20 protein-coding genes and 2 tRNA genes are annotated in these 24859 nt (G+C 49.5%); 11 read left to right on the top strand and 11 right to left on the bottom strand.

All coding sequences use genetic code 11. The features are described from left to right. The first annotated feature begins 200 nt into the window (after positions 1–200). Entirely contained in the window at positions 201–1208 is a 1008-nt protein-coding gene (gene hemH / locus EL309_RS08365) for a ferrochelatase (protein WP_004283313.1), read from the top strand. Positions 1209–1351: 143 nt separating this feature from the next. On the opposite strand, the gene nhaC is transcribed toward hemH, so the two are convergent. The 6 genes from nhaC to zwf form a co-directional block, all read right to left on the bottom strand. Next, positions 1352–2725 carry a Na+/H+ antiporter NhaC gene (nhaC, locus tag EL309_RS08360; protein ID WP_040669671.1) on the bottom strand — a complete coding sequence of 458 codons (1374 nt, stop codon included), beginning with the start codon at positions 2723–2725 and terminating at the stop codon, positions 1352–1354. 235 nt (positions 2726–2960) lie between these two features. Continuing rightward, positions 2961–4334: a sugar MFS transporter gene (locus EL309_RS08355; RefSeq protein ID WP_004283315.1), complete on the bottom strand. Its 1374-nt coding sequence runs from the start codon at positions 4332–4334 to the stop codon at positions 2961–2963. Positions 4335–4741: 407 nt separating this feature from the next. Further along, entirely contained in the window at positions 4742–5593 is an 852-nt protein-coding gene (locus EL309_RS08350; RefSeq protein WP_004283317.1) for an SIS domain-containing protein, read from the bottom strand. A 297-nt stretch (positions 5594–5890) separates the two neighbouring features. Continuing rightward, complete coding sequence (locus EL309_RS08345) at positions 5891–6880, bottom strand: glucokinase (RefSeq protein WP_081463187.1); 990 nt, start codon at positions 6878–6880, stop codon at positions 5891–5893. Then, positions 6861–7559: a 6-phosphogluconolactonase gene (gene pgl / locus EL309_RS08340; RefSeq protein ID WP_193777277.1), complete on the bottom strand. Its 699-nt coding sequence runs from the start codon at positions 7557–7559 to the stop codon at positions 6861–6863. The genes EL309_RS08345 and pgl overlap by 20 nt, the downstream gene beginning before the upstream one ends. 166 nt (positions 7560–7725) lie before the next feature. Further along, positions 7726–9183 carry a glucose-6-phosphate dehydrogenase gene (gene zwf, locus EL309_RS08330; protein WP_040669674.1) on the bottom strand — a complete coding sequence of 486 codons (1458 nt, stop codon included), beginning with the start codon at positions 9181–9183 and terminating at the stop codon, positions 7726–7728. A 415-nt stretch (positions 9184–9598) separates the two neighbouring features. On the opposite strand from zwf, the gene edd reads away from it, so the two are divergent. Next, entirely contained in the window at positions 9599–11431 is a 1833-nt protein-coding gene (gene edd, locus EL309_RS08325) for a phosphogluconate dehydratase (protein ID WP_004283323.1), read from the top strand. An 83-nt stretch (positions 11432–11514) separates the two neighbouring features. Then, positions 11515–12153: a bifunctional 4-hydroxy-2-oxoglutarate aldolase/2-dehydro-3-deoxy-phosphogluconate aldolase gene (locus tag EL309_RS08320; protein ID WP_036494394.1), complete on the top strand. Its 639-nt coding sequence runs from the start codon at positions 11515–11517 to the stop codon at positions 12151–12153. Between the two features lie 148 nt (positions 12154–12301). Here the strand turns inward: EL309_RS08320 and fnr are convergent, their stop codons facing one another. Further along, positions 12302–13030: a fumarate/nitrate reduction transcriptional regulator Fnr gene (gene fnr, locus EL309_RS08315; RefSeq protein WP_004283325.1), complete on the bottom strand. Its 729-nt coding sequence runs from the start codon at positions 13028–13030 to the stop codon at positions 12302–12304. A 133-nt stretch (positions 13031–13163) separates the two neighbouring features. Here fnr and hemN point away from each other — a divergent pair, with 133 nt between their 5' ends. The 3 genes from hemN to htpX all read left to right on the top strand — a co-directional run bounded on the left by hemN (position 13164) and on the right by htpX (position 17040). Continuing rightward, entirely contained in the window at positions 13164–14570 is a 1407-nt protein-coding gene (gene hemN, locus EL309_RS08310) for an oxygen-independent coproporphyrinogen III oxidase (protein WP_004283326.1), read from the top strand. A gap of 130 nt (positions 14571–14700) precedes the next feature. Further along, positions 14701–15960 carry a glutamate-5-semialdehyde dehydrogenase gene (locus tag EL309_RS08305; protein WP_040669679.1) on the top strand — a complete coding sequence of 420 codons (1260 nt, stop codon included), beginning with the start codon at positions 14701–14703 and terminating at the stop codon, positions 15958–15960. A 231-nt stretch (positions 15961–16191) separates the two neighbouring features. Continuing rightward, positions 16192–17040, top strand: a complete 849-nt coding sequence (gene htpX, locus EL309_RS08300; RefSeq protein ID WP_004283329.1) for a protease HtpX — start codon at positions 16192–16194, stop codon at positions 17038–17040. Between the two features lie 194 nt (positions 17041–17234). Here the strand turns inward: htpX and EL309_RS08295 are convergent, their stop codons facing one another. Then, entirely contained in the window at positions 17235–18626 is a 1392-nt protein-coding gene (locus EL309_RS08295) for an exonuclease domain-containing protein (protein ID WP_004283330.1), read from the bottom strand. 114 nt (positions 18627–18740) lie between these two features. Between EL309_RS08295 and EL309_RS08290 the strand changes: the two genes are divergently transcribed. From EL309_RS08290 to EL309_RS08280, 3 genes are all read left to right on the top strand, one after another. After that, a tRNA-Arg gene (locus tag EL309_RS08290) sits at positions 18741–18817 on the top strand. A gap of 16 nt (positions 18818–18833) precedes the next feature. Continuing rightward, positions 18834–18908 (top strand) — tRNA-Glu (locus EL309_RS08285). A 336-nt stretch (positions 18909–19244) separates the two neighbouring features. Next, the gene (locus EL309_RS08280; protein ID WP_126382060.1) at positions 19245–20252 is read left to right on the top strand and encodes an IS5 family transposase; all 1008 of its coding nucleotides are present in this window, start codon (positions 19245–19247) and stop codon (positions 20250–20252) included. 173 nt (positions 20253–20425) lie between these two features. Here the strand turns inward: EL309_RS08280 and EL309_RS08275 are convergent, their stop codons facing one another. Both EL309_RS08275 and EL309_RS08270 read right to left on the bottom strand, forming a co-directional pair. Continuing rightward, positions 20426–21352, bottom strand: a complete 927-nt coding sequence (locus tag EL309_RS08275) for a CobW family GTP-binding protein (RefSeq protein ID WP_004283546.1) — start codon at positions 21350–21352, stop codon at positions 20426–20428. Next, positions 21340–21801 (bottom strand): Fur family transcriptional regulator, encoded by a 462-nt coding sequence (locus EL309_RS08270; RefSeq protein ID WP_036494510.1) that lies wholly within the window; start codon positions 21799–21801, stop codon positions 21340–21342. Before EL309_RS08270 ends, EL309_RS08275 begins: the two co-directional genes overlap by 13 nt. A 130-nt stretch (positions 21802–21931) precedes the next feature. Here EL309_RS08270 and EL309_RS08265 point away from each other — a divergent pair, with 130 nt between their 5' ends. Beyond that, positions 21932–23185 (top strand): DUF2254 domain-containing protein, encoded by a 1254-nt coding sequence (locus EL309_RS08265; protein WP_004283544.1) that lies wholly within the window; start codon positions 21932–21934, stop codon positions 23183–23185. A 107-nt stretch (positions 23186–23292) separates the two neighbouring features. On the opposite strand, the gene EL309_RS08260 is transcribed toward EL309_RS08265, so the two are convergent. Further along, complete coding sequence (locus EL309_RS08260) at positions 23293–24120, bottom strand: SDR family oxidoreductase (protein WP_004283543.1); 828 nt, start codon at positions 24118–24120, stop codon at positions 23293–23295. Positions 24121–24206: 86 nt separating this feature from the next. Here EL309_RS08260 and EL309_RS08255 point away from each other — a divergent pair, with 86 nt between their 5' ends. Continuing rightward, positions 24207–24668 carry a c-type cytochrome gene (locus EL309_RS08255; RefSeq protein ID WP_004285697.1) on the top strand — a complete coding sequence of 154 codons (462 nt, stop codon included), beginning with the start codon at positions 24207–24209 and terminating at the stop codon, positions 24666–24668. The last annotated feature ends 191 nt before the right edge of the window (positions 24669–24859 follow it).

The following is a 24859-nucleotide window of genomic DNA, read 5'->3' as shown; positions in this document are numbered from 1 at the left end:
TATGCTTCCCATATCACATGCGCCGACCACCCGGCAGCAAATACCGCAGCCGGTTGAATTTATCCGCGATCCGGCCGCCGTCCCGCTTCTTTTACTTCCGTTCCGAAACAGGTGTAAATTCACGCTAAAAGTCTTAATGAGAGTTTGCAGGCCGTATGAAATAACGTAAGATTTAACCTAATGTTTATCAGGATTGTGTTATGTCTCCATTCCAACCCGAACCCGTGTTTCAAACGGGCCATACCAATAAAACCGCTGTCTTACTAATTAACTTAGGTTCACCTGAAGCACCCACAGCAGAAGCCGTCCGCCCCTATCTGAAAGAATTTCTCTCCGACCAACGCGTGGTCGAACTGCCGAAATGGCTGTGGCAACCGATATTGCGCGGCTTTATCCTACCTTTCCGCCCCAAACAAAGTGCGCACGGATACGAAAAAATCTGGTTTGAAGACGGTTCGCCGCTCACGACCTACACCCAGCGCCAAGCAGGAAAGTTATCGGAAAAACTGCCCGATATCGAAGTAGCCTACGCCATGACTTACGGCAAACCCTCAATCGCCGATACTTTGAACAAACTCAAAATCAAAGGCGTAAACCAAGTTTTGGTTATTCCTCTTTATCCGCAATATGCTGCCTCCAGCAGTGCGGCGGCTTTGGATAAAGTTTTCCAAGCACTGCAACAGCAGCGCAACCAAATCAGCGTGCGCACCGTTTCCCGCTTTTACGACGATCCCGGCTATATCGAAGCCATGCGCCAACACATTTCCGCTTATTGGGCGGAACACGGCCGCAGTAAAAAACTGATGCTCAGTTTTCACGGCGTGCCCCAAGCCTGTTGCGACAAAGGCGACCCCTATCAAAAAGAATGCCTCACAACCGGACGCCTGCTTGCCGAAGCATTAGGATTGTCCGAATACGAATATACCGTTGCCTTTCAAAGCCAATTCGGCAAGGCCAAATGGATCGGCCCCAGCACGCAAACCCTGCTCGACAAGCTGCCTATGCAGGGCGAAACCGAGTTGGATATTTTCTGCCCCGGCTTTGTCAGCGACTGCTTGGAAACCATGGAAGAAATCGCCATCGCAGGCCGCGAGCAATTCTATGCGGCAGGCGGAACACGCTTCCAATACATCCCCTGCTTAAACGACAACGAAGAATGGATACACGCCTTATCCGGATTGGCACAAAAAAACCTGCAAGGCTGGTAACAGCCAATTCCCAAAGGCCGTCTGAAAAAAGGCCGTCTGAAAATTTCAGACGGCCTTTTTTATTTAATAAATGATTCTTAAAGCAATATAAACTGCAACAATGCACTAATCCGAATCAGACGGCATTACCACACATAACAGTTTTATTTTTTCGTCAATGTCAAACCCGTCCAACCGAACAACACTGTCAGAATCAAACACAGATAACAGAAAAACGCATAAGGCAGATAATCCCAAACCTGAACACCCAAAACCTGGCTGATAAACGCCCCGCACACGCTCCACGGCACCAGCGGATTAATCACCGTACCGGCATCTTCCAAAGTACGGGACAGGTTTTTCGGATGCAGCGACAATTTATCGTATACCGGTTTGAACGTTTTACCTGCCAGCAAAATACTCAAATACTGCTCGCCAATCAAAATATTGACGCCGACCGCTGCCGCCGCCACACTGGCCGTTGCCCTGCCCGCACTGGTCAAAGCACGGCGCACGCCTTCCAACAAGCTCGGAATAATGCCCAAAGCAAACAGCAATCCGCCCAAACTCAAACCCAAAATCACAATGGTTTGAGTGAAAAACATACTTTCCACACCGCCGCGCGAAACCAAACGGCCGATTTTATCGAAACCTTCCAGCTTAAAGCCACCGTAAAACCAACTGCCCAACTGCGGCAAAGTAGGCACACTGTGAAAATAAGTCAACACCAGCGACAAAGCCACCGTTGCCATAATCGCCACAATTGCATTCATCCGTTTCAACGCCAAGCCGATTAGCAATACGAACGGCAGCAAAGCATACGGATGCACCAAACCCGAAGCCGAAAGCTGTTCGCGGAACACCGCCGCACTATTCAGATTTTCCGCACTCACCGCAGGCAAAAACCACAAAAACGCCACAGCCGTCAACAGCCAAGCCGGAACAGTGGTGTAAGCCATATTTTTAATATGGTCAAACAAATCGATACCGACAATCGACGCGGAAATCGCCGTCGTATCCGACAAAGGCGACATTTTATCGCCGAAAAACGCACCGGAAACCACCGCACCCGCCGTCATAGCCAAATTGGCATGAAACGCTTCGCCCATGCCCATAAACGCCACACCCACCGTCGCACACGTAGTTAAACTGCTGCCGATGGCCACACCGATTAACGAGCTGAGCGCAAAAGCGGAAAAATAAAAATATTCAGGCGAAATCAATCCGAAACCGTAATGCATCAAAGTCGGAATCGAGCCGCTCATCATCAAACCGCTGACCAACAAACCGATGAAGAAAAACAGATAAATCGCCCCCATACCCTGACCGACCGAAGCGACCATACCGTCCTGCATATCTTTATACTTCAAGCCGCGAATCAAGCCGTATGCCAATAAAGCCACAATGGCAAACAAAATCGACATATGGGGCAGCCACCCCAAAGAAATAATGCTGTATCCCATCACAGCCACCATGATCACGGATAAAATCAAGGCTTCGCTGCGGGACATTTCCAACAACGGTTTGGAGCTGAACATATTGTTATCCTTTTTCATGCCCGACCGGTACATCCGGAGATATAACGGCAAATCAGGCTGTTTGCTGTATTTGAATTCAATATAAATGCTTATTTTAACGCTTTTAAAAAACTTAACAAAGCCGTTTAGCCGTTAAAGCGCAAGAAAATACCGACATATAGTCCATAACAAAAGGCCGTCTGAAATTTCAGACGGCCTGTTTGTCAATCGGAAACCCTGTCCGCGATTAAGAGAATTAAATTTTCACCTTATCATCCGCTTTGTAGCCTTTCAAAGCAAAGAAAGCGATATACAGGTAACACAACACCGGAATCCAATAAGAAACCAGATAGTTATCGCCGGTACGGGTCACAATATCGCCCTGCAGCAACGGCACCAGCGCACCACCCACAATCGCCGTACAGATAATACCCGAGGCATCGGCAGTAAATTTACCCAAACCTTGCGTTGCCAACGAGAAAATCGTCGGGAACATAATCGAGTTAAACAAACCGATTGCCAGCAAAGCATATTTTGCCGTAGCCGCATTGTTCATATCGCCGGCAAACACCACCAACAGCAACAATGCCACCGCTACCAAAGAGTTCAACAGCAAAACCTTATTCGGCGCAAAACGGCTCAATACCGCACTGCCCATAAAGCGGCCGACCATCGCTCCGCCCCAATACAGACTCAGCAATACCGCACCGCTCAAATGGGTAATATGAATATCGCTGGTCAGATAGTAATAATATTTGGCGAAGAAATTATAAATCCACATCACCACGCCGCTGCCCTCGGCAGGCACATAATTGGCCACAGGCAGGTTTTGCGTCATGTGTTCCATCGTCAGAATGTATTGGCTGCCGATGGCCACTTCCGCACCCACGTAAAAGAAAATCGCCAACGCGCCCAAAATCATGTGTTTGTATTGGAAAACGCTGGTTTTGCCGTCATTATTTTCTTCGGTCACATGTTCGGCAATTTTTTCCGCAGCCGGCAGTTTAATCATGGCTACCGCCACCGCCAGCAATACCAAAATACCGGTCAAACCCAAATACGGCATTTGCAGGGTTTGCGCTTTTTGCGCCGCCGTCAACGATTGTGAAGCATCGGTCAAAATCAGCAAACCGCCTACCGAAGGCGCAATCGCCGTTGCCACAGAATTGAACGCCTGAACCAGAGTCAGCGTGGCAGATTCTTTGCCGGGACGCGCCAACAGGGTAACGTAAGGATTGCCGGAAACCTGCAAAAACACAATGCCTGTCGCCATAATGAAAAACAACGGCAGGAACACCATGTAATACAGAGACTTATCAGCAACACCATCGCCCAACATCGCCGTAGCGGGATAAAAGAGGAATGCACCCAAAGCCGTAATCAAAAAACCTAAAATCACGGTTTTTTTATAGCCGATGCGGTCGATCACTTTACCGACCACAAACGACATCACGGCATAAGCCGAGAAGAAAGCAACCTGCACCAACATAGAATCGCGGTTGCTCAAATGGAAAACTTCTTTCAAATGGGGAATCAATACATCATTTAAGCAGGTAATGAAACCCATCATAAAAAACAGCGAAGCCAAGACGCTCAGCGCCGGCGTATTGTTTTGTGACTGCGTAGACATTTATTATTTTTCCTTAGATAAAAATAGGATTTGTAATCAAATTTTGCGGGACATAGCAAATAAACTTGATTGCAGAAGCGGAGTTGCCCGACACGGGCAATTGCCTGTATTGCCGGAATCTGCCGCCCCGGTAAATTGATTTGCTATATCCAATGCATGGCATGAATCCGATATCGGAAACCGAACCGATTTTTACCCGGCGGCAACCGCAACCAATTAAATTCATTTGCCATATATCAAAATTTAAAGCGTATCTTACTGATATCCGATACTAATGCAACTGTTATTTTTCAACCCTCCCTATAGTCAATAACTTCAATAAACAAGGTCAGGCCGTCTGAAATTTTCAGACGGCCTGTTCGAAACGGCCTGCGTGTCGGAAGCATACCCAGCCAACCCGCAACAGCTTATTGTTCCTTTTGATACTCCACATGTTTGCTGTGTATGCTGCGCTTGCCTTTTTCCAGCTGCAGGCTGGCAATCTCGCCCAAACGCAAAGCCAAGCCGATGGCCAAAATATCGATAACCACCAATTGCAGCAGACGCGAAATCATCGGCGTGTACAATTCGCTGTTTTCTTGCGAAGCCACGCTCAACACGCAATCGGCCAACTGTGCCAAAGGCGAATCGGATCGTGTAATCGCAATTACAGACGCACCGTTTTCCTTTGCAATGCTGACCGCGTCCAAAACTTCGATAGAAGAGCCGGAATTGGAAATCACCACCAACACATCCTGATTGCTCAATACCGATGCCGCCATCAGCTGAATATGGGTATCGACATAAGCCACAGTCGACATACCGAACCGGAAAAACTTATGCTGCGCGTCCTGCGCCACAATCCCCGAATTGCCGACACCGTAAAATTCAATGCGCCGTGCGTGTGTCAGCATGGCAATGGCATTTTCCAAATCGGTTTCTTTCAAAAAACGGCGCGCACCCAAAATCGAAGCGGCGGTATTGCCCAAAACCTTTTCCATTACATTGGCCATATCGTCGTCGGCATTCAGCTCCTCATGCACATAAGGCATGCCTTCATGACCGATACTGGCCGACAACGCCAGTTTGAACTCCGGCAACCCCTTATATCCCAAGCTGCGGCAAAAGCGGATTACTGTCGGCTGGCTGACCGAAGCACGCTCGGCAATTTCCGCCACGGCGGCATGCACAAACCATTTCGGCTCGGCCAATGCACATTCGGCAACCTTACGCTCGGCGCCGGACAATTCGCTCAAAGACTCGCTAATCTTACTCAGCATTTTCCATTCCTAATCTTGTTCTTACCGAACCTTTTCCGAAACATCACCACTGTTTTTAACCGCAAATCCTATCGCGTTCCGCCTTATCCATATCATTAAATCGGCGAAAACAGTTTGACTGTTATTTGCGGTATCCCTCTTATTTTTCAGACGGCCTCAGCAACAGGCCGTCTGTGTTTCGGATACGGTTTCTCCATATTTTCTCTGATTTGAGGGAAGCAGCCCGAACCGTATCGCGTTCAGGCGGATACTGCAACCGGCCGGCCGCCTGCTTCGGCAAACAACCGGTAAAACGCGTTAAGCGCGCTCGGTCAAATGGTTTTCCAGCGCAACCGCGGCACCTGTAATACCCGGGTAACGGCTCAGTACAACATACACGGGAATGGCCGCCAGATAAGCATCAAAACGGCCTTTACTCTCAAAACGGTTGCGGAACGGGGAATTTTTGAAATATTCGATAAAGCGCGGAATAATACCGCCGCATAAGTACACACCGCCGCTGGCACCCAAAGTCAAAGCCAGATTGGACGATACCGTACCCAACATGGCACAGAAAATATCCAAAGTCAGCCTGCTCAACGGCGACGTGCCGCTTAAGGCTCGCTCGCTGATTTCCGCTGCCGTCATTCTTTCGCGCTTCACGCCTTCGCGTGCCGCCAACGCTTCATGAATCAAAGTCAGCCCCGCACCGCTCAAAAAACGCTCGGCCGACACATGGCCGAATTTCTTTTTAGCATATTCCCAAATCATGATTTCCGTATCGTCAAACGGAGAAAAGCTGACATGGCCGCCTTCCCCCGCCAGCGGAATCCAGCCCGACTTACTCGGAATCAAACCGCTGACCCCCAAACCCGTACCCGGACCGATAACGGCTTTCGGGCCGTTGGGCACAGACTTCGTTCCGCCGATTTGAACCAAATCTTCATCGGCAATACGGCTGATTGCCAAAGCCTGCGCGGTAAAATCGTTCAACAATATCAAGGTTTCCAAATGCAGGGCTTGGCGTGTGGTTTCGATTGAAAACGCCCAATGGTGGTTGGTCATCTGCACCCAGTCGCCCAAAATCGGGTTGGCAATCGCAATCGCGGCATGGCTGATTTTGGGGTTACCGACGCGATTAAGGTATTCTCGAACCGCATCGACTACCGTATCGTAATCGTTACACGCCAAAACTTCGATATGCTCGATCTGCTGCGGTGCGGTTTCCAATGCAAAGCGCGCATTGGTGCCGCCGATATCGGCCACCAGTCTCGGCCAAGCTGTGATTTCAGTCTGCATAGTGGACATGACACTGTACCTTTCCGTGATTCAACACATAACTAATCGGAAACTGTTTATCCTCCGCTTGTGCGGCTTGCTGAAATACCGCTTTTTTTTCTTCGCCCTGAATCGCCAAATACACGAAAGGCGTGGCTGAAATGGCTGCCAAAGTCATGGAAATACGCTCGTGCGGCGCGGTAACCGGCGTGGTATGCAGCAAAGGCTCGGCATAACCGCAATCCAAGCCCTGTTCCAACTGCGGCGCTTGCGGAAACAGCGAAGCGGTATGGCCGTCTGCGCCCATGCCCAACACCAGCACATCAGGCTGGATATAGTGTTTCAAAGCCGTCCGAACCGCGGCTTCCGGCTGCAAATGCGCACCTTGCGCTCCATCTTCTATCACAGGCAGCCATGTTGCCGCTTGCGCTTTATTTTGCAATAGATAACGGCGAACCAAGCCGGTATTGCTGTCTGCATGATCAACCGGTACGATGCGCTCGTCCACCAAAGTTACGGCTACACGCTGCCAATCCAAATCTTTTTGCGACAAGGCTTCAAAAAACGCAATCGGCGAACGGCCGCCGGAAACTGCCAAAACCGCCTTGCTTCGGTTTGCCAAAACTTGCTTCAACGATTCTGCCACCGCCTCTGCCAACGCTGCCGCCGACATTGCCGAATCAGCGTGCTTATACCATTGATAAGCCATATTTTTTCCTTCATTTTGTACCGCCGTATTTTTCAGACGGCCTCAAGCTTGAACAAGCTGACCGGCAAACCGTTTCTTCATTACATAAAACAGCATACACACCACACTGCAAAAATAATGCTGAAAACGGTTTGTCGGCAGAACAGGCCGTCTGAAAATTTACGGCTTACTGTTCTTCATGCCAAACATTACCGTCACGTGCCAACAATGCACGCGCCGCTTCCGGCCCCCACGATCCGGCCGGATATAAATGCAGCGGCGCTTTGTCGGCCTGCCAATTTTCCATAATCGGCGTTACCCACGCCCAAGCCGCCTCCAACTCGTCGCGTCGGTTGAACAGAGCCAAATTCCCCTCAATCACATCGAGCAGCAGACGTTCATAAGCCTCCTGCCGCCTGCCGGCCACTTCTTTGGCCATATCCATACCCAACACCGCCGTTTCCACCCTGCTGCCGGCACCGGGCGTTTTTACCTGCGTATGGAAACGGATGCTTTCAAACGGCTGGATTTCAATCACCAAACGGTTCGCCGACGGGCTGCCTTCCGTAAACAAAGGATTCGGCAATGCTTTGAAATTCAGCACAATTTCGGCCACTTTATCCGCCATGCGTTTACCGGTACGCAAATAAAACGGCACGCCTTGCCAGCGTTCATTGTCGATTTCGGCACGAATCGCTACATAAGTTTCCGTGCGGCTGCTTTCAGGAACGTTACGCTCCTGCAGATAACCGTTGCAGCAGCCTTGCTCCGTTTCCGTTGCCGAATATTGCGCCCGCACCACTTCGCTGCTAACCGATTCCACCGAAAACGGCTTCAACGCTTTCAATACTTTCAGCTTTTCATCGCGAACCGCATCGGCATCCAAGCTTGACGGCGCATCCATTGCCACCATGCACAGCATCTGCACCAAATGGTTCTGCACCATATCTCGCAAAGCACCGGTTATATCGTAAAACTCGCCGCGCTCTTCCACACCCAATTTTTCGGCAATCGTCAGCTGAACGCTGTCAACATAGCGCTTGTTCCACAGCGGCTCGAACATCACATTGCCGAAACGCAGCACCAATAGGTTTTGCAGTGCTTCTTTACCCAGATAATGGTCGATACGGTAAATCTGGTTTTCCTGATAAAACTTGCCCACGGCATCATTGATTTCTTGAGAGGACTGCAAATCCGTACCCAACGGCTTTTCCAGAACAACACGCACTTTCGGATGGTTCAAACCCAATTTCGCCAAATTCTCGCAAACCGGCATGAAAAATTTCGGCGCGGTCGACAGATAAATCACCACATTGTCGGTCTCGGGGCGCTCGGCCAACTTATCGCCCAAATGGGCAAAGGTTTCCGGCTTGGTTGCATCAACCGACAAATAATGGATACGGCTTATAAAAGTTTGCCAAGTTTCTTCGTTGAAATACCGGGTAATATGAATTTTGGAATCGGCTTCGACTTTCTGTAAAAAAGCTTCAGTGGTCAGATTGCTCCGACTCACGCCCAAAATCCGCCCTTGCGGATGAAGCAGACCGGCGGCATGCGCCTGATACAGGCTGGGCAGCAGCTTGCGCATCGCCAGATCACCGGTCGCACCGAACAACACCAAATCAAAATTTGTTTGTGTAGCCATTATTTTATCTTTCACAAGCAGATTCTCTGCCTGACAAATCTCTGAATATTTTATTGCAGTAAGCGGCGAATTTTCAGACGGCCTTATAGACACCACTCCGGCCGAACCGCCAAACCGGCCGACTGTACAACGAAGCCAAACCTGTTATTGCTGTAACTTATGCGTTCGGCAATTTCAATACAGTAGCAATCCTACACGGCACTACATATTTTGTCTATGCCGCAGCCCCAATCCGACTTCATTCCCATAAATAATCCGTATAGGCCGTCTGAAAAAATAAACTGATCCGCTATAACACGCCTTCACCAAATTTAAATGTAGCTAAATTACAATTTATACTATAATCAAATGCAACGATAACAGGCCGTCTGCCGCCAAGCACCCGGCCATACAATAATCCGAAGGCTGAAAAATCATGAGTACACAAACGCTGAACCCGACTGTTGCCGCCGTTACCGAGCGCATTATCGAGCGTAGCCGGTTAACCCGCGAAGCTTATCTCAACCGCATCCGCGCCATGCGGCAAAACCGCCCCGAACGCAACCGTTTGGGCTGCTCCAATTTGGCGCACGGCTACGCCGCCATGCCCAAAACCGTCAAAATCGAAATGCTGCGGGAACACACGCCCAATCTCGGCATGATCAGTGCTTATAACGATATGGTTTCCGCACACCAGCCTTTTGCCGCATTTCCCGCTTGGATTAAAGACGAAGTTGGCAAACACGGCGCAACCGCACAGGTTGCCGGCGGTACGCCCGCCATGTGCGACGGCATTACGCAAGGCTATGAAGGCATGGAACTGTCTTTGTTTTCGCGCGACGTAATTGCCATGAGCACGGCCATCGGGCTTTCTCATCAAATGTTTGACGGCGCAATGTTTTTCGGCGTGTGCGACAAAATCGTTCCCGGCCTGCTTATCGGCGCTCTGAGCTGCGGCCACCTGCCCGGCATATTCGTTCCGGCCGGCCCGATGACCAGCGGTATCGGCAACAAAGAAAAAGCGCGTACGCGCCAGAAGTTTGCCGAAGGGAAAGTCGGCCGCGACGAACTGCTCGCCAGCGAAATGGCTTCCTACCACAGCCCGGGCACCTGCACGTTTTACGGAACGGCCAACTCCAACCAAATGATCATGGAATTTATGGGGCTGCACCTTCCGGCAGCGGCATTCCACAATCCCGAAACACCGATTAGGGAAGCACTCACCCGCTATGCCGCCGCCCATTTGGTGCAAAGTATTCAAAACCGCAGCATTAAACCGATAGGCGAAATGTTGAGCGAAAAATCCTTCGTCAATGCCATTATCGGCCTGATGGCAACCGGCGGCTCGACCAACCACACCATGCACATTATCGCTATGGCCAAAGCGGCAGGCATTTTAATCAATTGGGACGATTTCGACGAATTATCCAAAGTTATTCCGCTATTAATCCGCGTTTACCCCAACGGCCAAGCCGACATCAACCACTTTGCCGCCACAGGCGGCCTGCCTTTCGTTATCCGCGAACTGCGCCGCTCCGGCCTGCTCCATGATGATGTCGATACCGTCATGGGACACGGTATGCAGGCTTATACGCAAGAACCGTTTTTGCTAAACGGCAAACTCGAATGGCATGATGCCGTTTCCGCCAGCGCAGACGAAGATATTTTACGGCCGATCGAACGCCCGTTTTCCAAAGACGGCGGCTTGTGTCTGATGAAAGGCAATATCGGACGCGGCATTATCAAAGTTTCCGCCGTACGCGAAGGCAACCGCATTATCGAAGCGCCCGCCATCGTCTTCGAGGATCAAAAAGAAGTATTGGCGGCATTCGAGCGTGGAGAACTGGAACGCGACTTTATCGCCGTTGTACGCTTTCAAGGCCCGCGTGCCAACGGCATGCCGGAATTGCACAAACTCACGCCACCGTTAGGCATTCTTCAAGACAAAGGCTTTAAAGTCGCTTTAATTACAGACGGCCGCATGTCGGGCGCGTCAGGCAAAATTCCGGCCGCCATCCATATGTCGCCCGAAGCCCTGCTGGGCGGCAATATCGGTAAAATACAAACAGGCGATTTAATCCGTTTCAACTCCGAAACCGGTGAACTCAATGTACTGATTGATGAACACGAGTGGCGACAACGCACCATTCCTCAGCCAGATTTACGCCGCAACCATCACGGACTCGGACGAGAATTATTTGCCGCTTTCCGCAACCAAACCAGCAGCGCAGAAACCGGTGCCATGAGTTTCGGCGGCGATTTCGCCTAACCAAATTTTCAGACGGCCTCCCGCACCCGACACAATTATCACGGCTGTTTGCCAGTCAAACAGCCGTGCCGACGGAGATTTTTATGAACGCTCAAGACATTCTGACCACCAGCCCCGTGATTCCCGTAATCGCCATCGACAATCCCGACACCGCCGTCGACCTTGCCGCCGCCTTGGTTGCAGGCGGCATCCGCACATTGGAAATCACCCTTCGCACCCCGTTCGGCCTGGAAGCCATCCGACAAATCAAACGCGAACTGCCCGAGGCCGTTGTCGGTGCCGGCACCGTGATTAACGCCGAACAGCTCAAAGCCGTAGAAGATGCCGGCGCAGCTTTTGCCATCAGCCCGGGCATACATCAGCAATTTATTCAGACGGCCTCAACAAGCAGTATCCCCCTGATTCCCGGCATTGCCACACCGGGCGAATTAATGCTCGCGTTGGAATACGGCATCGACACCTTAAAACTGTTTCCTGCAGAAGTCGTAGGCGGTATCCAAATGCTCAAAGCACTGTACGGCCCGTTCCCTCAAGCCAAATTCTGCCCCACCGGCGGCATTACCCCGGCTTCGGCAGCGGAATATCTGAATTTACCCAATGTATTATGCGTAGGCGGTTCATGGCTGACGCCGAAAGAAGCCGTTGCCAAATGCGACTGGCACACCATTACCCGGCTGGCTGCCGAAGCCGCCGCATTGGGCCGTTCCGTTTCCCCTGTCTGATGAATCATTTCGCGGAATATCCTTCCGATAAACATCATCCGTATTTCATACGCAAATAAAACCATTGAGGCCGTCTGAAAATTTCAGACGGCCTCAATCATGATAAAAATACAAATTACAGTGAAGTCAAATCACAATCAAACAGTAATCAAACAGCATTCGAACAGCCCGACACCATTTTCTTCAACACTTGCGCATCTAAAATACGGATATGCTTGTGTTCAACCGAAATCCAGCCTTCCTGATGAAATTTAGACAAAGTCCGGCTAACCGTTTCCAACTTCAAACCGAGATAACTGCCGATTTCTTCGCGCGACATCCGCAAAATAAAATCATTCGCCGCAAAACCGCGCGAATACAGACGGTTCGACAAATTCAACAAAAATGCAGCCAAACGCTCTTCGGCACGCATATTACCCAACAGCAACATCACACCTTGGTCACGCACGATTTCGCGGCTCATCAAGCGGAAAAAATGCGTTTGCAGACTCGGAATCTGTCTACCCAACTCTTCCATATGCGCAAACAGCAGCTCGCAAACCTCACTGTCTTCCAAAGCAACCGCATCGCAGCTGTGGACATGCGAACAAATACCGTCCATACCGACCAATTCTCCGGACATAAAAAATCCGGTTACCTGATCGCGGCCGTCTTGGCTGGCAACCGTCGTCTTAAAAAAACCGGTTCGAATGGCAAACAGAGAAGTAAACACTTCTCCCGCCCTAAAGAGATATTCGCCTTTTTTCAAACGCCGGCTCTGACGGATAACGGCATCCAATTGCTCAAACTCCATCGGGCGCAATCCGACGGGCAAACACAATTCTTTCAAAGAACACGTGGAGCATAATGCTTTCAACTGATTTTTCGGCTCAGCCATAAACAGCAACCTTTTTTATTATTTCTATCTGAATGAATCCGCATTGATTCATATCAAAACATGCTTGTAACAATAAAGGCATTCTATCAAACTCAGCAAACTTTGACTAATCCAATACCTGCTTCCGAATACCATGAAACCCATCCTGCTGCATCCCGCCCCCCAACCGGAGTTCGACCGTCTGCTGATCGCCTCGCTTCCGGCCAACGGTCCGCGCTACACCTCCTACCCGACTGCCGACCGTTTCCACAGCGGCTTTACCGAATCCGAATACATCAACGCCTTGGAACAACGCCGTTCGGGTGCACTCAACAAACCGGTCTCGCTTTATATCCATATTCCCTTCTGCAACACCATCTGCTATTACTGCGGCTGCAACAAAATCATCACCAAAGACACCGGCCGCGCCGATGCCTATATCGAATATCTGGAAAAAGAGACCGCGCTTCTGGCAAAACACTTGCACGGCCGGCCCAAACTGGCACAGCTGCACTTCGGCGGCGGCACGCCCACCTTTTTAAACGACGAGCAACTCGAACGCGTATTCTCTATGATACGCAAGCATTTCGAGCTTATGCCCACCGGCGAATACTCCATTGAAATCGATCCCCGCAAAGTCAGCAGAGAAACCGTTTTACACTTAGGCAAACTCGGTTTCAACCGCATGAGCGTCGGCATACAGGATTTCGATCCCAAAGTGCAGCAGGCCGTCAACCGCATTCAAAGCCTGGAAGAAACCCGCACCGTTATCGAAGCCGCCCGCGAAGCCGGATTCAAATCGGTCAGCGTCGATCTCATCTACGGCCTGCCGCACCAAAACACAAACAGCATCAAAAACACGCTGGATACCGTTTTATCCCTCAACCCCGACCGTCTCGCACTCTATCATTACGCACACCTGCCGCACCTGTTCAAGCCGCAGCGGCGTATCGATACCGAAGCCGTACCCGGCAGCGAAGAAAAATTGGATATGCTGCAATATGCAGTCAACTATCTAACTGAAAACGGCTATATTTTCATCGGCATGGACCACTTTGCCAAACCCGACGACGAACTTGCCACCGCATTAAACGAAGGCAGGCTGCAACGCAACTTTCAAGGCTACTCCACCTATGCCGACTGCGACTTGGTTGCCATCGGCGTCTCCAGCATCGGCAAAATAGGCAATACATACGCTCAAAACGAAAAAAACATCGAAGCCTATTACGCTGCCCTGGATGCAGGACATCTGCCGATTCTGCGCGGCTATACGCTCAACCAAGACGACCTGCTCAGACGCAACATTATCCAAGACCTGATGTGCCGTTTCGCTTTGGATTTCCGCACATACGAAGAACTGTTTTCCATCGGTTTCCAACATTATTTCGCCGAAGAGCTCAAAGACTTGGAACTGCTGGCAGAATTAGGTCTGCTGTCACTGGAAAACCACAGCCTGCAGGTCAGTGCCAAAGGCCGTTTCCTGATCCGCAATATCGCCATGGTTTTCGACTATCATCTACGGCACAAAGAAACCGCTACAAAATATTCACAAACCGTATAAAAATATACGGGTATGCCAAACTTTCCCCCTTAAGGCCGTCTGAAAATTTCAGACGGCCTCTCAAGCATTGCCGAACGAAGCAACAAAGTTTATTATGCCCTTTTTCACTATCCGGCATTACAGGGACTCTATGCAAAACTTATCAGAATACGTGCGGCAAACAGCTTCTTCAGCCAAACAAGCCTTCTACGCTTTGGCCTCTGCCTCTACGCAACAGAAAAACTCGGCATTGATCAGAACTGCAGAGTTGCTGAAAAAACACCAAAACGACATCCTGAAAGCGAATGCTCTCGATCTGGAAAATGCACAAAACAAAGGACTGGACGAAGCCCTGCTCGATCGTCTGAAACTAACCAAAAAAACCATCGAAAGCATGTGCGAAGGCCTGCACCAGATTGCCGCATTGCCGGATCCCGTCGGAGAAATGGACGAATTCCGCATTAAAGCCAACGGCCTGCAAATCGGCAAAATGCGTGTGCCGCTCGGCGTTATCGGCATCATTTACGAATCGCGTCCGAATGTTACCGTCGATGCCGCCGCACTCTGCTTAAAATCAGGCAATACCTGCGTTTTGCGGGGTGGAAGCGAAGCCTTCAACAGCAATCTGATTATCTCCAAGCTGATTACCCAAGCGCTGCATGAAAACGACTTGCCCATCGCTTCTGTCTGCTTTATTGAAAACACCGACCGCGAAAGCGTCGGCATCATGCTGCAAAGCCCCGACTTAATCGACGTCATTATCCCAAGAGGCGGAAAATCTCTGGTTGCACGCATTGCCGCCGAAGCACGAGTACCGGTTATCAAACATTTAGACGGTGTCTGCCATGTTTACATCGACGCAGATGCAGATAAAGACAAAGCCGTTGAAATCGCCGTCAATGCCAAAACCTCGCGCTACGGCACCTGCAATACCATGGAAACCCTGCTGGTTCATCAATCTCTGGCCGCATCACTGTTACCGGTTTTGGCTGAAAAATTTACCGAAAAAAACGTAGAACTCCGCGGCTGCGGCAATACACTTGCCGTACTGCCCGACATCAAAGCCGCCACACCTGAAGACTGGGAAACCGAATATCTCGGCCCCATCTTATCCATCCGTGTCGTAGACTCCCTAAGCGAAGCAGTCAACCACATCAATACACACGGCAGCCATCATACCGACAGTATCGTTACAGAATCTTACGCCAACGCACAAATCTTCCTGCGCATGGTAGACAGCGCCAGCGTTATGGTGAATGCCAGTACGCGTTTTGCAGACGGCTTCGAATACGGATTGGGTGCGGAAATCGGGATTTCCACAGATAAAATCCATGTTCGCGGTCCCGTCGGTTTACAAGGCCTGACCAGTCAAAAATGGATTGTTTTAGGCAACGGCCAAATCCGAAAATAAAAACTAAACCTATTTACACACACCGGAAAATAGAAACAAACGAAATAATCATAAACGTAAAGTTAGCCTAAGCATACGCAACTGAACTTTGCATACCTTTTACAGATGTCTGCTTTTCTATTTTCCAACTTTTTGAGACAATGCCAACCTGTTCAAACAGTTGATTTTGATAACAAAACGGCCATGCCGAAATAAGTCTCGCAAACCACATCAAGAAAAAGGAATCACTTCGTGAAACGTATTGTTCTGTTTCTAGCCACCAATATTGCCGTTTTGCTCGTATTAGGCACCATTTTGAGCATATTCGGTCTCAACGGCCAAACCGGTGATCTAGGCAGCCTGCTCGCCTATTCGGCCGTCGTCGGCTTTACCGGTTCGATTATTTCCCTACTGATGTCCAAAACCATGGCCAAGCGCTCGGTCGGCGCCGAAGTGATTACCCATCCGCACAACGAAACCGAAGCATGGCTGTTGAGAACCGTAGAATCACAAGCCCGCCAATGGAACTTGAAAACACCCGAATTTGCCATCTACCACTCACCCGTGCCCAACGCTTTCGCTACCGGAGCCAGTAAAAACAATTCACTGATTGCAGTCAGCACAGGTTTGTTGGAATCTATGACCGCCGATGAAGTCGAAGCCGTTTTGGCACACGAAATGGCACATATCGGCAACGGCGATATGGTAACGCTGACGTTGATACAAGGCGTGGTCAATACCTTTGTCGTATTCTTGGCACGCATCGCCGCAGACTTTATCGCACGCAGCAGCAACGCCTCCAGCTCCCAAGCCGTTTATTTTATGGTAAGCATGGTTTTACAGGTCGTATTCGGCTTCCTTGCCAGCTTTATCGTGATGTGGTTCAGCCGCCAACGCGAATACCGCGCCGATGCAGGTGCCGCCAAATTGGTAGGCCCGCACAAGATGATTGCAGCTTTACAGCGCTTAAAAGACAAACCCGGTATTTTGCCGAAAGAAATGGCTGCCATGGGGATTTCTCCAAGCGAACCTGCCAAAGATTCCTGGCTCAGCACCCATCCCACATTGGAAAACCGCATTGCCACATTGAAACAAATGTAATAAACAAAAGGCCGTCTGAAAATTTCAGACGGCCTTTTGTTCATAAAATCAATCTCGTTCAATATAAAAAACCACCTTATCGGCTTCTGCCAAACCCGACTCCACTAAGATATTTCACGACACAACTTATCTGACTGCCAAGGCTCAGCAACGCCGAACTCCAACCCTACCAATCAAAGTACCGTACCCAATATTTAAAAAACCACTTTGACTTCCTCCTGCCCTTTTTTCAATTTGGCTTTCAAAATACCCGGCAACTCATCATCAAAATACCAACGCCCACCCGGTAAAGCCAAAGCCCCGCCTTTGCACAACAGCACCACTTCCCTACCCGATACGGCATCCTGCTCCACAATCTCCAACTCATGCGCCCTACCCCAATCCGCAACCGGAAGATGTCCTGCCTTGTCTTGGATTTTGACATTCAATTCATCTACCCTTTGTGCAGTGCGGCACAAACCGTCGCATTGTCCCAATTCACTCACCGGACACACATTGCCCTCCCCATGACCCGAAGGCAATATATTCAAAGACTGCGGACACAAACCATAGCAACGCGCCCACTCCAGCAACGCACTTTTTGCAGATTTTTTATGCAGAAACAGCCCATTCGGCGGAAAAGTAAAACAACCGTTAGCCAAACCCACTATTCTGGCCTGCAAACGCCGGTATTCATCCGCCACAAAACGCACCGTAAAATACCTTCCCGGATTTTCAGACGGCCTCAAACCATATTCATCCATCAGCTGAGCTTTCAGCCATACGGCATGCAACCGCCCATATGCGGGCACAAAACGCACACTGTCTGCCGACTCAATAAAACCCGGTCGGTTTTTGCCGTTCAACATCGCAGCCGTTTCCATATAAGCACGCTCGTGGGCACGAACGGCCAACGCCCGGTCTTCACGATCCAACCACACCAACACACCGACACCGTCCGACAATGCTTCCAACTGAGCAGCCAACTTAGACGGCAACCCAACAGGCAATGCTTTCGGATTCATCAAGGCGGCAAACTGCTTCAGCCAAATTTCCCTTCCTTTTTCCTTTAAACTCAATTCCATAAAATCAACCAATGCCAACACATCCGTCATAGCACGGTGGCGGCTGTCGGCCTCAATTCCGAAACGCTCGATAATACTGTCTAAATTGTGTTTGAAAAATTCAGGATACAGGCTGCGCGACAATTGAACCGTGCATACCGCCGCCGTGCCAAAATCCAAACCGGCACGACGGAATTCATGACATAAAAAGGTATAATCAAACCTACTGTTATGCGCCACAACCAATGCACCTCGCAACAACGGCAAAAGCTCTTCCGCAATTTCCGCAAAAGTCGGCGCACCCGCCACCATCTCATCGGTAATTCCCGTTAGTCCGGAAATAAAAACAGGAATGGGCTGCAAAGGATTAACCAGCCATTCATAAGCCTTAACTTCCCCTGCTTCAAAACGCAGCAAAGCAATCTCGGTTATCCTGTCCTGCAGCATATTTCCTCCTGTCGTTTCCAAATCGACAACCACAACAGGGCGGTTCAACTGTAAAAAAGAATTGGCCAAATGCAACCAACGCGACACCAACGCCATTTTATTTTCCGATTAAATTCAAACAACAACCGCGCATTCTACACTTTTTTAGAATTTATTGCGATTCGGAGCTTGACAGAAAATACGCCTATACCTATAATTCAAATCTTTCTCGCACCCGTAGCTCAGTTGGATAGAGTATCTGGCTACGAACCAGAGGGTCGGGCGTTCGAATCGCTCCGGGTGCGCCAAAAAACTTTTTTATCCGCGCCCATCGTCTAGCGGTTAGGACATCGCCCTTTCACGGCGGTAACCGGGGTTCGATTCCCCGTGGGCGTGCCAGTTATCATAAAATCCCTATCGACAACGATAGGGATTTTATTTTTGCATTTGTTGTTTTTATCTTCGACAAAATTCCAATCCTATCAACTTTATTAATTACCACAATCCGACAATCTTTTTCTGTCAATAAAAACAATCTTACTTCCAACGATTACACACATCCGCAATACACAGCCGATCCATACTGCCGAAACAGCACCGCTTAAATCCAATTAACTTTCAAGCCACAAAACCTACCGATAACTTCATACAGAATATTTATTAAAAAGGCCGAGACCTTTGCAAAATTCCCCACAATCCCCTAAATTCCCTCCCAAGACATTTAGGGGATTTTTCATGAGCACCTTCTTTCAGCAAACCGCACAAGCCATGATTGCCAAACACATCGACCGCTTTCCTCTACTGAAGCTGGAGCAGGTGATTGATTGGCAACCGATCGAGCATTACCTCAACCATCAAAGAACCCGTTACCTTCGAGACCACCGCGGCCGTCCCGCCTATCCCCTGCTGTCCATGTTCAAAGCCGTTTTACTCGGCCAATGGCACAGCCTTTCCGATCCCGAACTCGAACACAGCCTCATTACCCGCATCGATTTCCATCTGTTTTGCCGTTTTGACGAACTGAGCATCCCCGATCACAGCACCTTATGCCGTTACCGCAACCGGCCGGCGCAAGACAACACCTTGGCCGAATTACTGGATCTGATTAACCGCCAACTGACTGACAAGGGTTTAAAAGTAGAGAAAGCATCCGCCGCCATCGTTGACGCTACCATTATTCAGACGGCCGGCGGCAAACAACGTCAGGCCATAGAAGTGGATGACGAAGGGCAAGTCAACAGCCAAACCACACCGAGTAAAGACAGCGGTGCCCGTTGGGTGAAGAAAGACGGGCGATACAGGCTGGGCTACAAACAACACACCCGCACCGATGCGGAAGGCTATATTGAGAAACTGCACATCACTGCCGCCAATGCCCATGAGTGCAAACACCTGCTGCCTTTGTTGGAAGGCCTAGCCCAAGACACGACTGTCTATGCCGATAAAGGCTACGACAGTATGGAAAACCGGCAACATCTGGAAGAACATCAGTTGCGGGACGGCATCATGTGCAAATCCCACCGCAACCGGCCGTTGACGGAAGCTCAAACCAAACGTAACCGACACTTATCGAAAACCCGTTATGTGGTCGAACAAAGCTTTGGTACGCTGCACCGTAAATTCCGCCATGCCCGGGCAACTTATTTTGGTCTGAGCAAAGTGAGTGCGCAAAGCCATCTGAAGGCGATGTGTTTGAACCTGCTGAAAGCAGCCAACAGGCTACGTGCGCCTGTTGCCATCTGAAAGGCAGCTCAGATACCCGATTATCGGGTATTTGAGGGGAATAAAGGGGATATTTAGAACGGAAAACAGCCGAAATCCTGTGTTTTGGCCCCAGCTGTTGGGTATAGGGGCTATTTTGCAAAGGTCTCAGGCCGTCTGAAAATTTCAGACGGCCTTTTTTACCTGCATATGTTTTATTCTAAAGCTTCCTGCAGTTTCCGTTCGATCAGATCCGCATCAAACGACTTGGCTATCAACTCAAACCGGCTATCCCTCCGCCATGAAACCTGACTCGCCCCCCACTGTCCGTCAACCCAATTCAGCCAAACCCATGTACCCAACACTTGAAACACACCTTTAGCACGAACTAAGCCTTCCGTCATTTCAGGCAAGCGGTTGAAGAAATCGGTCAAGCGCTCTCCGTCAAAATCGCGCCCGGCAGGGAAAGTAAAGCCTTGCGACTGAAAACCCATCGTATTATCGGGCAAAGCTTTCAAACGGTAACGCGATTTTTCCACCACCGGAATATCCAGCCACTCCGGTTTTACTTGTGCATTTTCTACCTCGGCTATCAAGGCCTTGGGAGGGAACAGCTTTTCTGCACGCTCACGAAATTCCGCCATTTGCTCCGGCGTACACAAATCTGCTTTACTTGCCAGTAAAACATCGCATACGCCGATTTGGTCTTTATACAAAGCTTGTTGAAAATAATCGGGATTAATAAACTGTCTCGGATCAACAACGGTAAAAACCGCACCGATTTCTACCATCTCGTTCAAAGGCGGCGCTTTCAATTCATCAATCACCGATGCGGCATGTGCCAAACCGCTGGCTTCGATCATCAAGCGGTCGGGACGGTTGCCGCTCAACATTTTAAAAACCGTTTCACCCATTTGCGAACCGGCAGTACAACACAAACAGCCACCTGAAATCTCGGCCACCGGAATACCGTCATCGCCCAATACCGCGCCGTCAATGCCGATTTCTCCAAACTCATTCACAATGATGACCCACTTTTCATGAGGGTCTTTTTGCGCCATCAAGCTTCGCAAAGCCGTTGTTTTACCTGTTCCCAAAAATCCGGAAAGCAAATGTACTTTTGTTTTTTTCACTTCTGACATTGTCGGCAAACCCCTGTCAACACCACATGTTCTTCATTCAATACAAAACCGCTGTCTGCCACACCCCTGCACAATGCCGCCCACTCTTTACTGAGTGTCTGTTCATCGACTTTGCCGCATTGGGTGCACACCAAAATAAACGCACTGTGATGTTCAGATTCATCCATACCATGACAATGATGTCCGCATTCGTGTTGTGCATGGCTGCACAAAACATAGCCGTTCACTGCGGGAATTTTATGCAGCACGCCCTGTTCCGCCCAGAAGTCTAAAGCACGGTAAGCGGTAGGCGGAGCAACCACGCCGTCTGAATCCTGCTGCATTTTCGCCAATACGCTGTATGCCTTAATCACACCGGTTTGCTGCAGCACAATATCCAACACCTGTTCGCGCAAAGCGGTAACTTGTACGCCTGCCGCACGGCACTGCTTCAAAATTTTTTCTTTCATAGCTTTCGCTGCCACTTTGCTCTTAAATACGCAATAAAAACCACATTATAGCCTAAACCAATTTATATATCAGTACGGGAGTCTATGCTAGAATCATCGGTTTTCTCCACATCAATTCATTAATAAAACTATGTACGCATTTCTTTTATGGTTGAAAAAACCAAGTAACACATTATGGGTAACACCGACAATCGGTGCGGTTTTGGCGGTCATTATGGCATTGGCTTCCTACTGGGCTTCATTCTGGCTGCCTGCCGATATTTTTCCGAATATCGAAGCCGACACGATTCAGGATTTACTCAGCATCATTTCTTCAAGCATGTTGGCCGTCAGCACATTTTCTCTGTCGATTATGGTTTCCGCCTTTGCTTCTGCATCAGGTGGGGCCACTCCGCGTGCAACCGAATTAATCATGGCCGATAACGGAACGCGGACTGCCATTGCCAGCTTTATTTCCGCTTTTATTTATGCCGTGATTGCCAAAATCGCCTTAAGTATGGGCATTTACGGCAGCAGCGGCCGTTTCCTTTTGTTTATCAGCACGCTGATTGTCCTGGCTTACGTGATTACCACTTTAATCCGTTGGGTGCACACCCTTTCAGGCTTAGGCCGTCTGCAAAACACTTTGGATAAAATCCGCCAAGCTGCAGAAAAAGGCATGCACGAATACCGCCAAGCACCCGATATGAATGCCACTTGGCGCGCCGCCGGTTTGGAAAGGGCGCAGCCGATTTATGCGGAGCAAAACGGTTATCTGACCAACATCAACTTCAAAGGCCTGCAAGCTTGTGCGGAAGAAAACGAATTTCACATCCACATCACCGTGCGTCCGGGCGAACTATTGGTAAAAAACGAACCGATTGCCCTGCTGCTGCCCAAACAGACTACAACGGTATCGACTGAAAAAATCAACGGTTTCTTCATCACCCAACGCCAACGCAGCTTCGACCAAGACCCGCGCTTCGGTTTTTCCGTACTCAGCGAAGTCGCCCAACGCGCCATGTCACCTGCCGTAAACGATCCCGGTACCGCATTTGCCGTATTGATGCTGATTAGCGAACTGCTGATTGAGCAAGTTCCCGAAAGCGAGCGCAAAGACAATTTCGACCGCATCAGCATTGTTGCGTTAGACGAAGAAAAATTCATCACCGACGCCATCCGCCCGATTGCCCGAGACAGCGCCGGCAACATCGAGGTCAGCATTTGGCTGCAACGTATGTTGGCAACCATTTACCAACACGCGCCGACTCAAGCCCTCTCTCAAGCAGCCAAAGATGAAGCCGCTTACTCGCTGAAACGCAATCTGAACGCTTTCGATTTCGATGAAGATGCCAAAGCCATTCAAGAAGCACACCAACGCTATTTCAATACATCAGCGCATTAACCCTACGAAACAAGGCCGTCTGAAATTTTCAGACGGCCTTTTTACTTCAATGGATAAACCGGTTTACCCTATTCACTTTATTTAATACTGCAAACCGTTTCGTCCGATTATTTAAACCAGCCTTTAATTTTCTGGAACAGCGATGTACTGCGTTTATCGAAATCGCTGCCCGTCTCCGCCGGCACGGCCGCTTTACGGAACACCGGCAACGCACCGAAGCTCTGAGCCACCGGCATGATTTCAATCGCATTCACATTCATATGCGCCGGACGGCGGTACAGCCACAAAGCCGTTTCTGCAATATCGCGCGGACGGATAAATTCCACATTTTCATACAACTTGGCCGCACGTTCGTCATCACCTTTAAAACGCACGTTTGAAAACTCGGTATCACCGCATAAGCCCGGCTCGATGTTGCTGACACGCACGCCCGTTCCCGCCAAATCCGCACGCAAATTCAGGCTGAATTGGCGCACATACGCTTTAGTCGCTCCGTAAACATTACCGCCCGGGTAGGGATACGTTCCCGCAATCGAACCCAAATTAATGATATATCCCTGTTTTTTCTCAACCATTTTCGGCAACACTTGGCGCGTCAAATATGTCAAACCGATGATATTGGTTTGAATCATCGTCTGCCAGTCAGCGAAATCCGCTTCCGCAGCAGGATCCAAGCCCAAAGCCAAACCGGCATTGTTAATCAAACAGTCGATATTTTTAAATCCTTCCGGCAAAGAAGCCAAAGCCGAGTCAATCGAAACCGTGTCGGCCATATCCATCTGCAACGGATAAAAACGCTCGCCCAACTCGCTTCTCATCACTTCGAGTTTATCCAAACGCCGCGCAGCACCGATCACATCATAGCCTGCTTCCACAAACACACGGCACATTTCTTCGCCGAAGCCGGCCGACGCCCCTGTAATTAAAACAGCCATTTATCTCTCCTTGCATTTCTTAACATCAGACTCAGGTATCATATCGACCCAATCGAACAAAATAATACCACAAGGAAACTAAAACCATGAAAACCAAGCTAACTCTGGCTGCCTTGTCTGCCGCTGCATTATTCACTTTGGCCGCTTGCGGCAACCCTGCCCCCGAAGTCGCCAAAGGCCCGATTTCCGAAGCCCGCACCACTGCATTCAAAGCCATGATGCCGAACTTCAGCAGCATGGGCAAAATGGTTAAAGGCGAAGAAGCCTACGAAGTTGAAAAATTCAAAACCGCCGCCGCTGAATTTGCCGTAGAAAGCAAAAAACCGTTTGAGCATTTCCAAAAAGACGAACAAGGCGACGGTGATACTTTGCCGGTAACTTGGGAAAAAACCGAGCAATTTAAAGCTGAAGAAGAAAAATTCCACGCTGCCGTAGAAAAACTGAATACCGCAGCACAAAGCGGCAATCTAGAAGACATTAAAGTAGCTTACGGCGAAGTCGGCGCGAGCTGCAAAGCCTGTCATGATACCTTCCGCCGTCCTAAATAATCATCAAACGGCAAACGGCTTCAAATAATTTTGAGGCCGTCTGAAAAACTGCGGTTTCCGGCAAAAAACAGATTGGGTCGGAAAACGCAGTTTTTTATTGTTGATAATATATAAAACGCTTTTAACGATTAACGCGGACAGATCAAACCGTTCAACATCTCAAAGCAAAAGAAACAAGGCCGTCTGAAATT

Source organism: Neisseria weaveri, from assembly GCF_900638685.1.
Lineage (GTDB): Bacteria > Pseudomonadota > Gammaproteobacteria > Burkholderiales > Neisseriaceae > Neisseria > Neisseria weaveri.
Note: the sequence above shows the minus strand (reverse complement) of the source record. Positions and strands in the feature narration are given on the sequence as shown.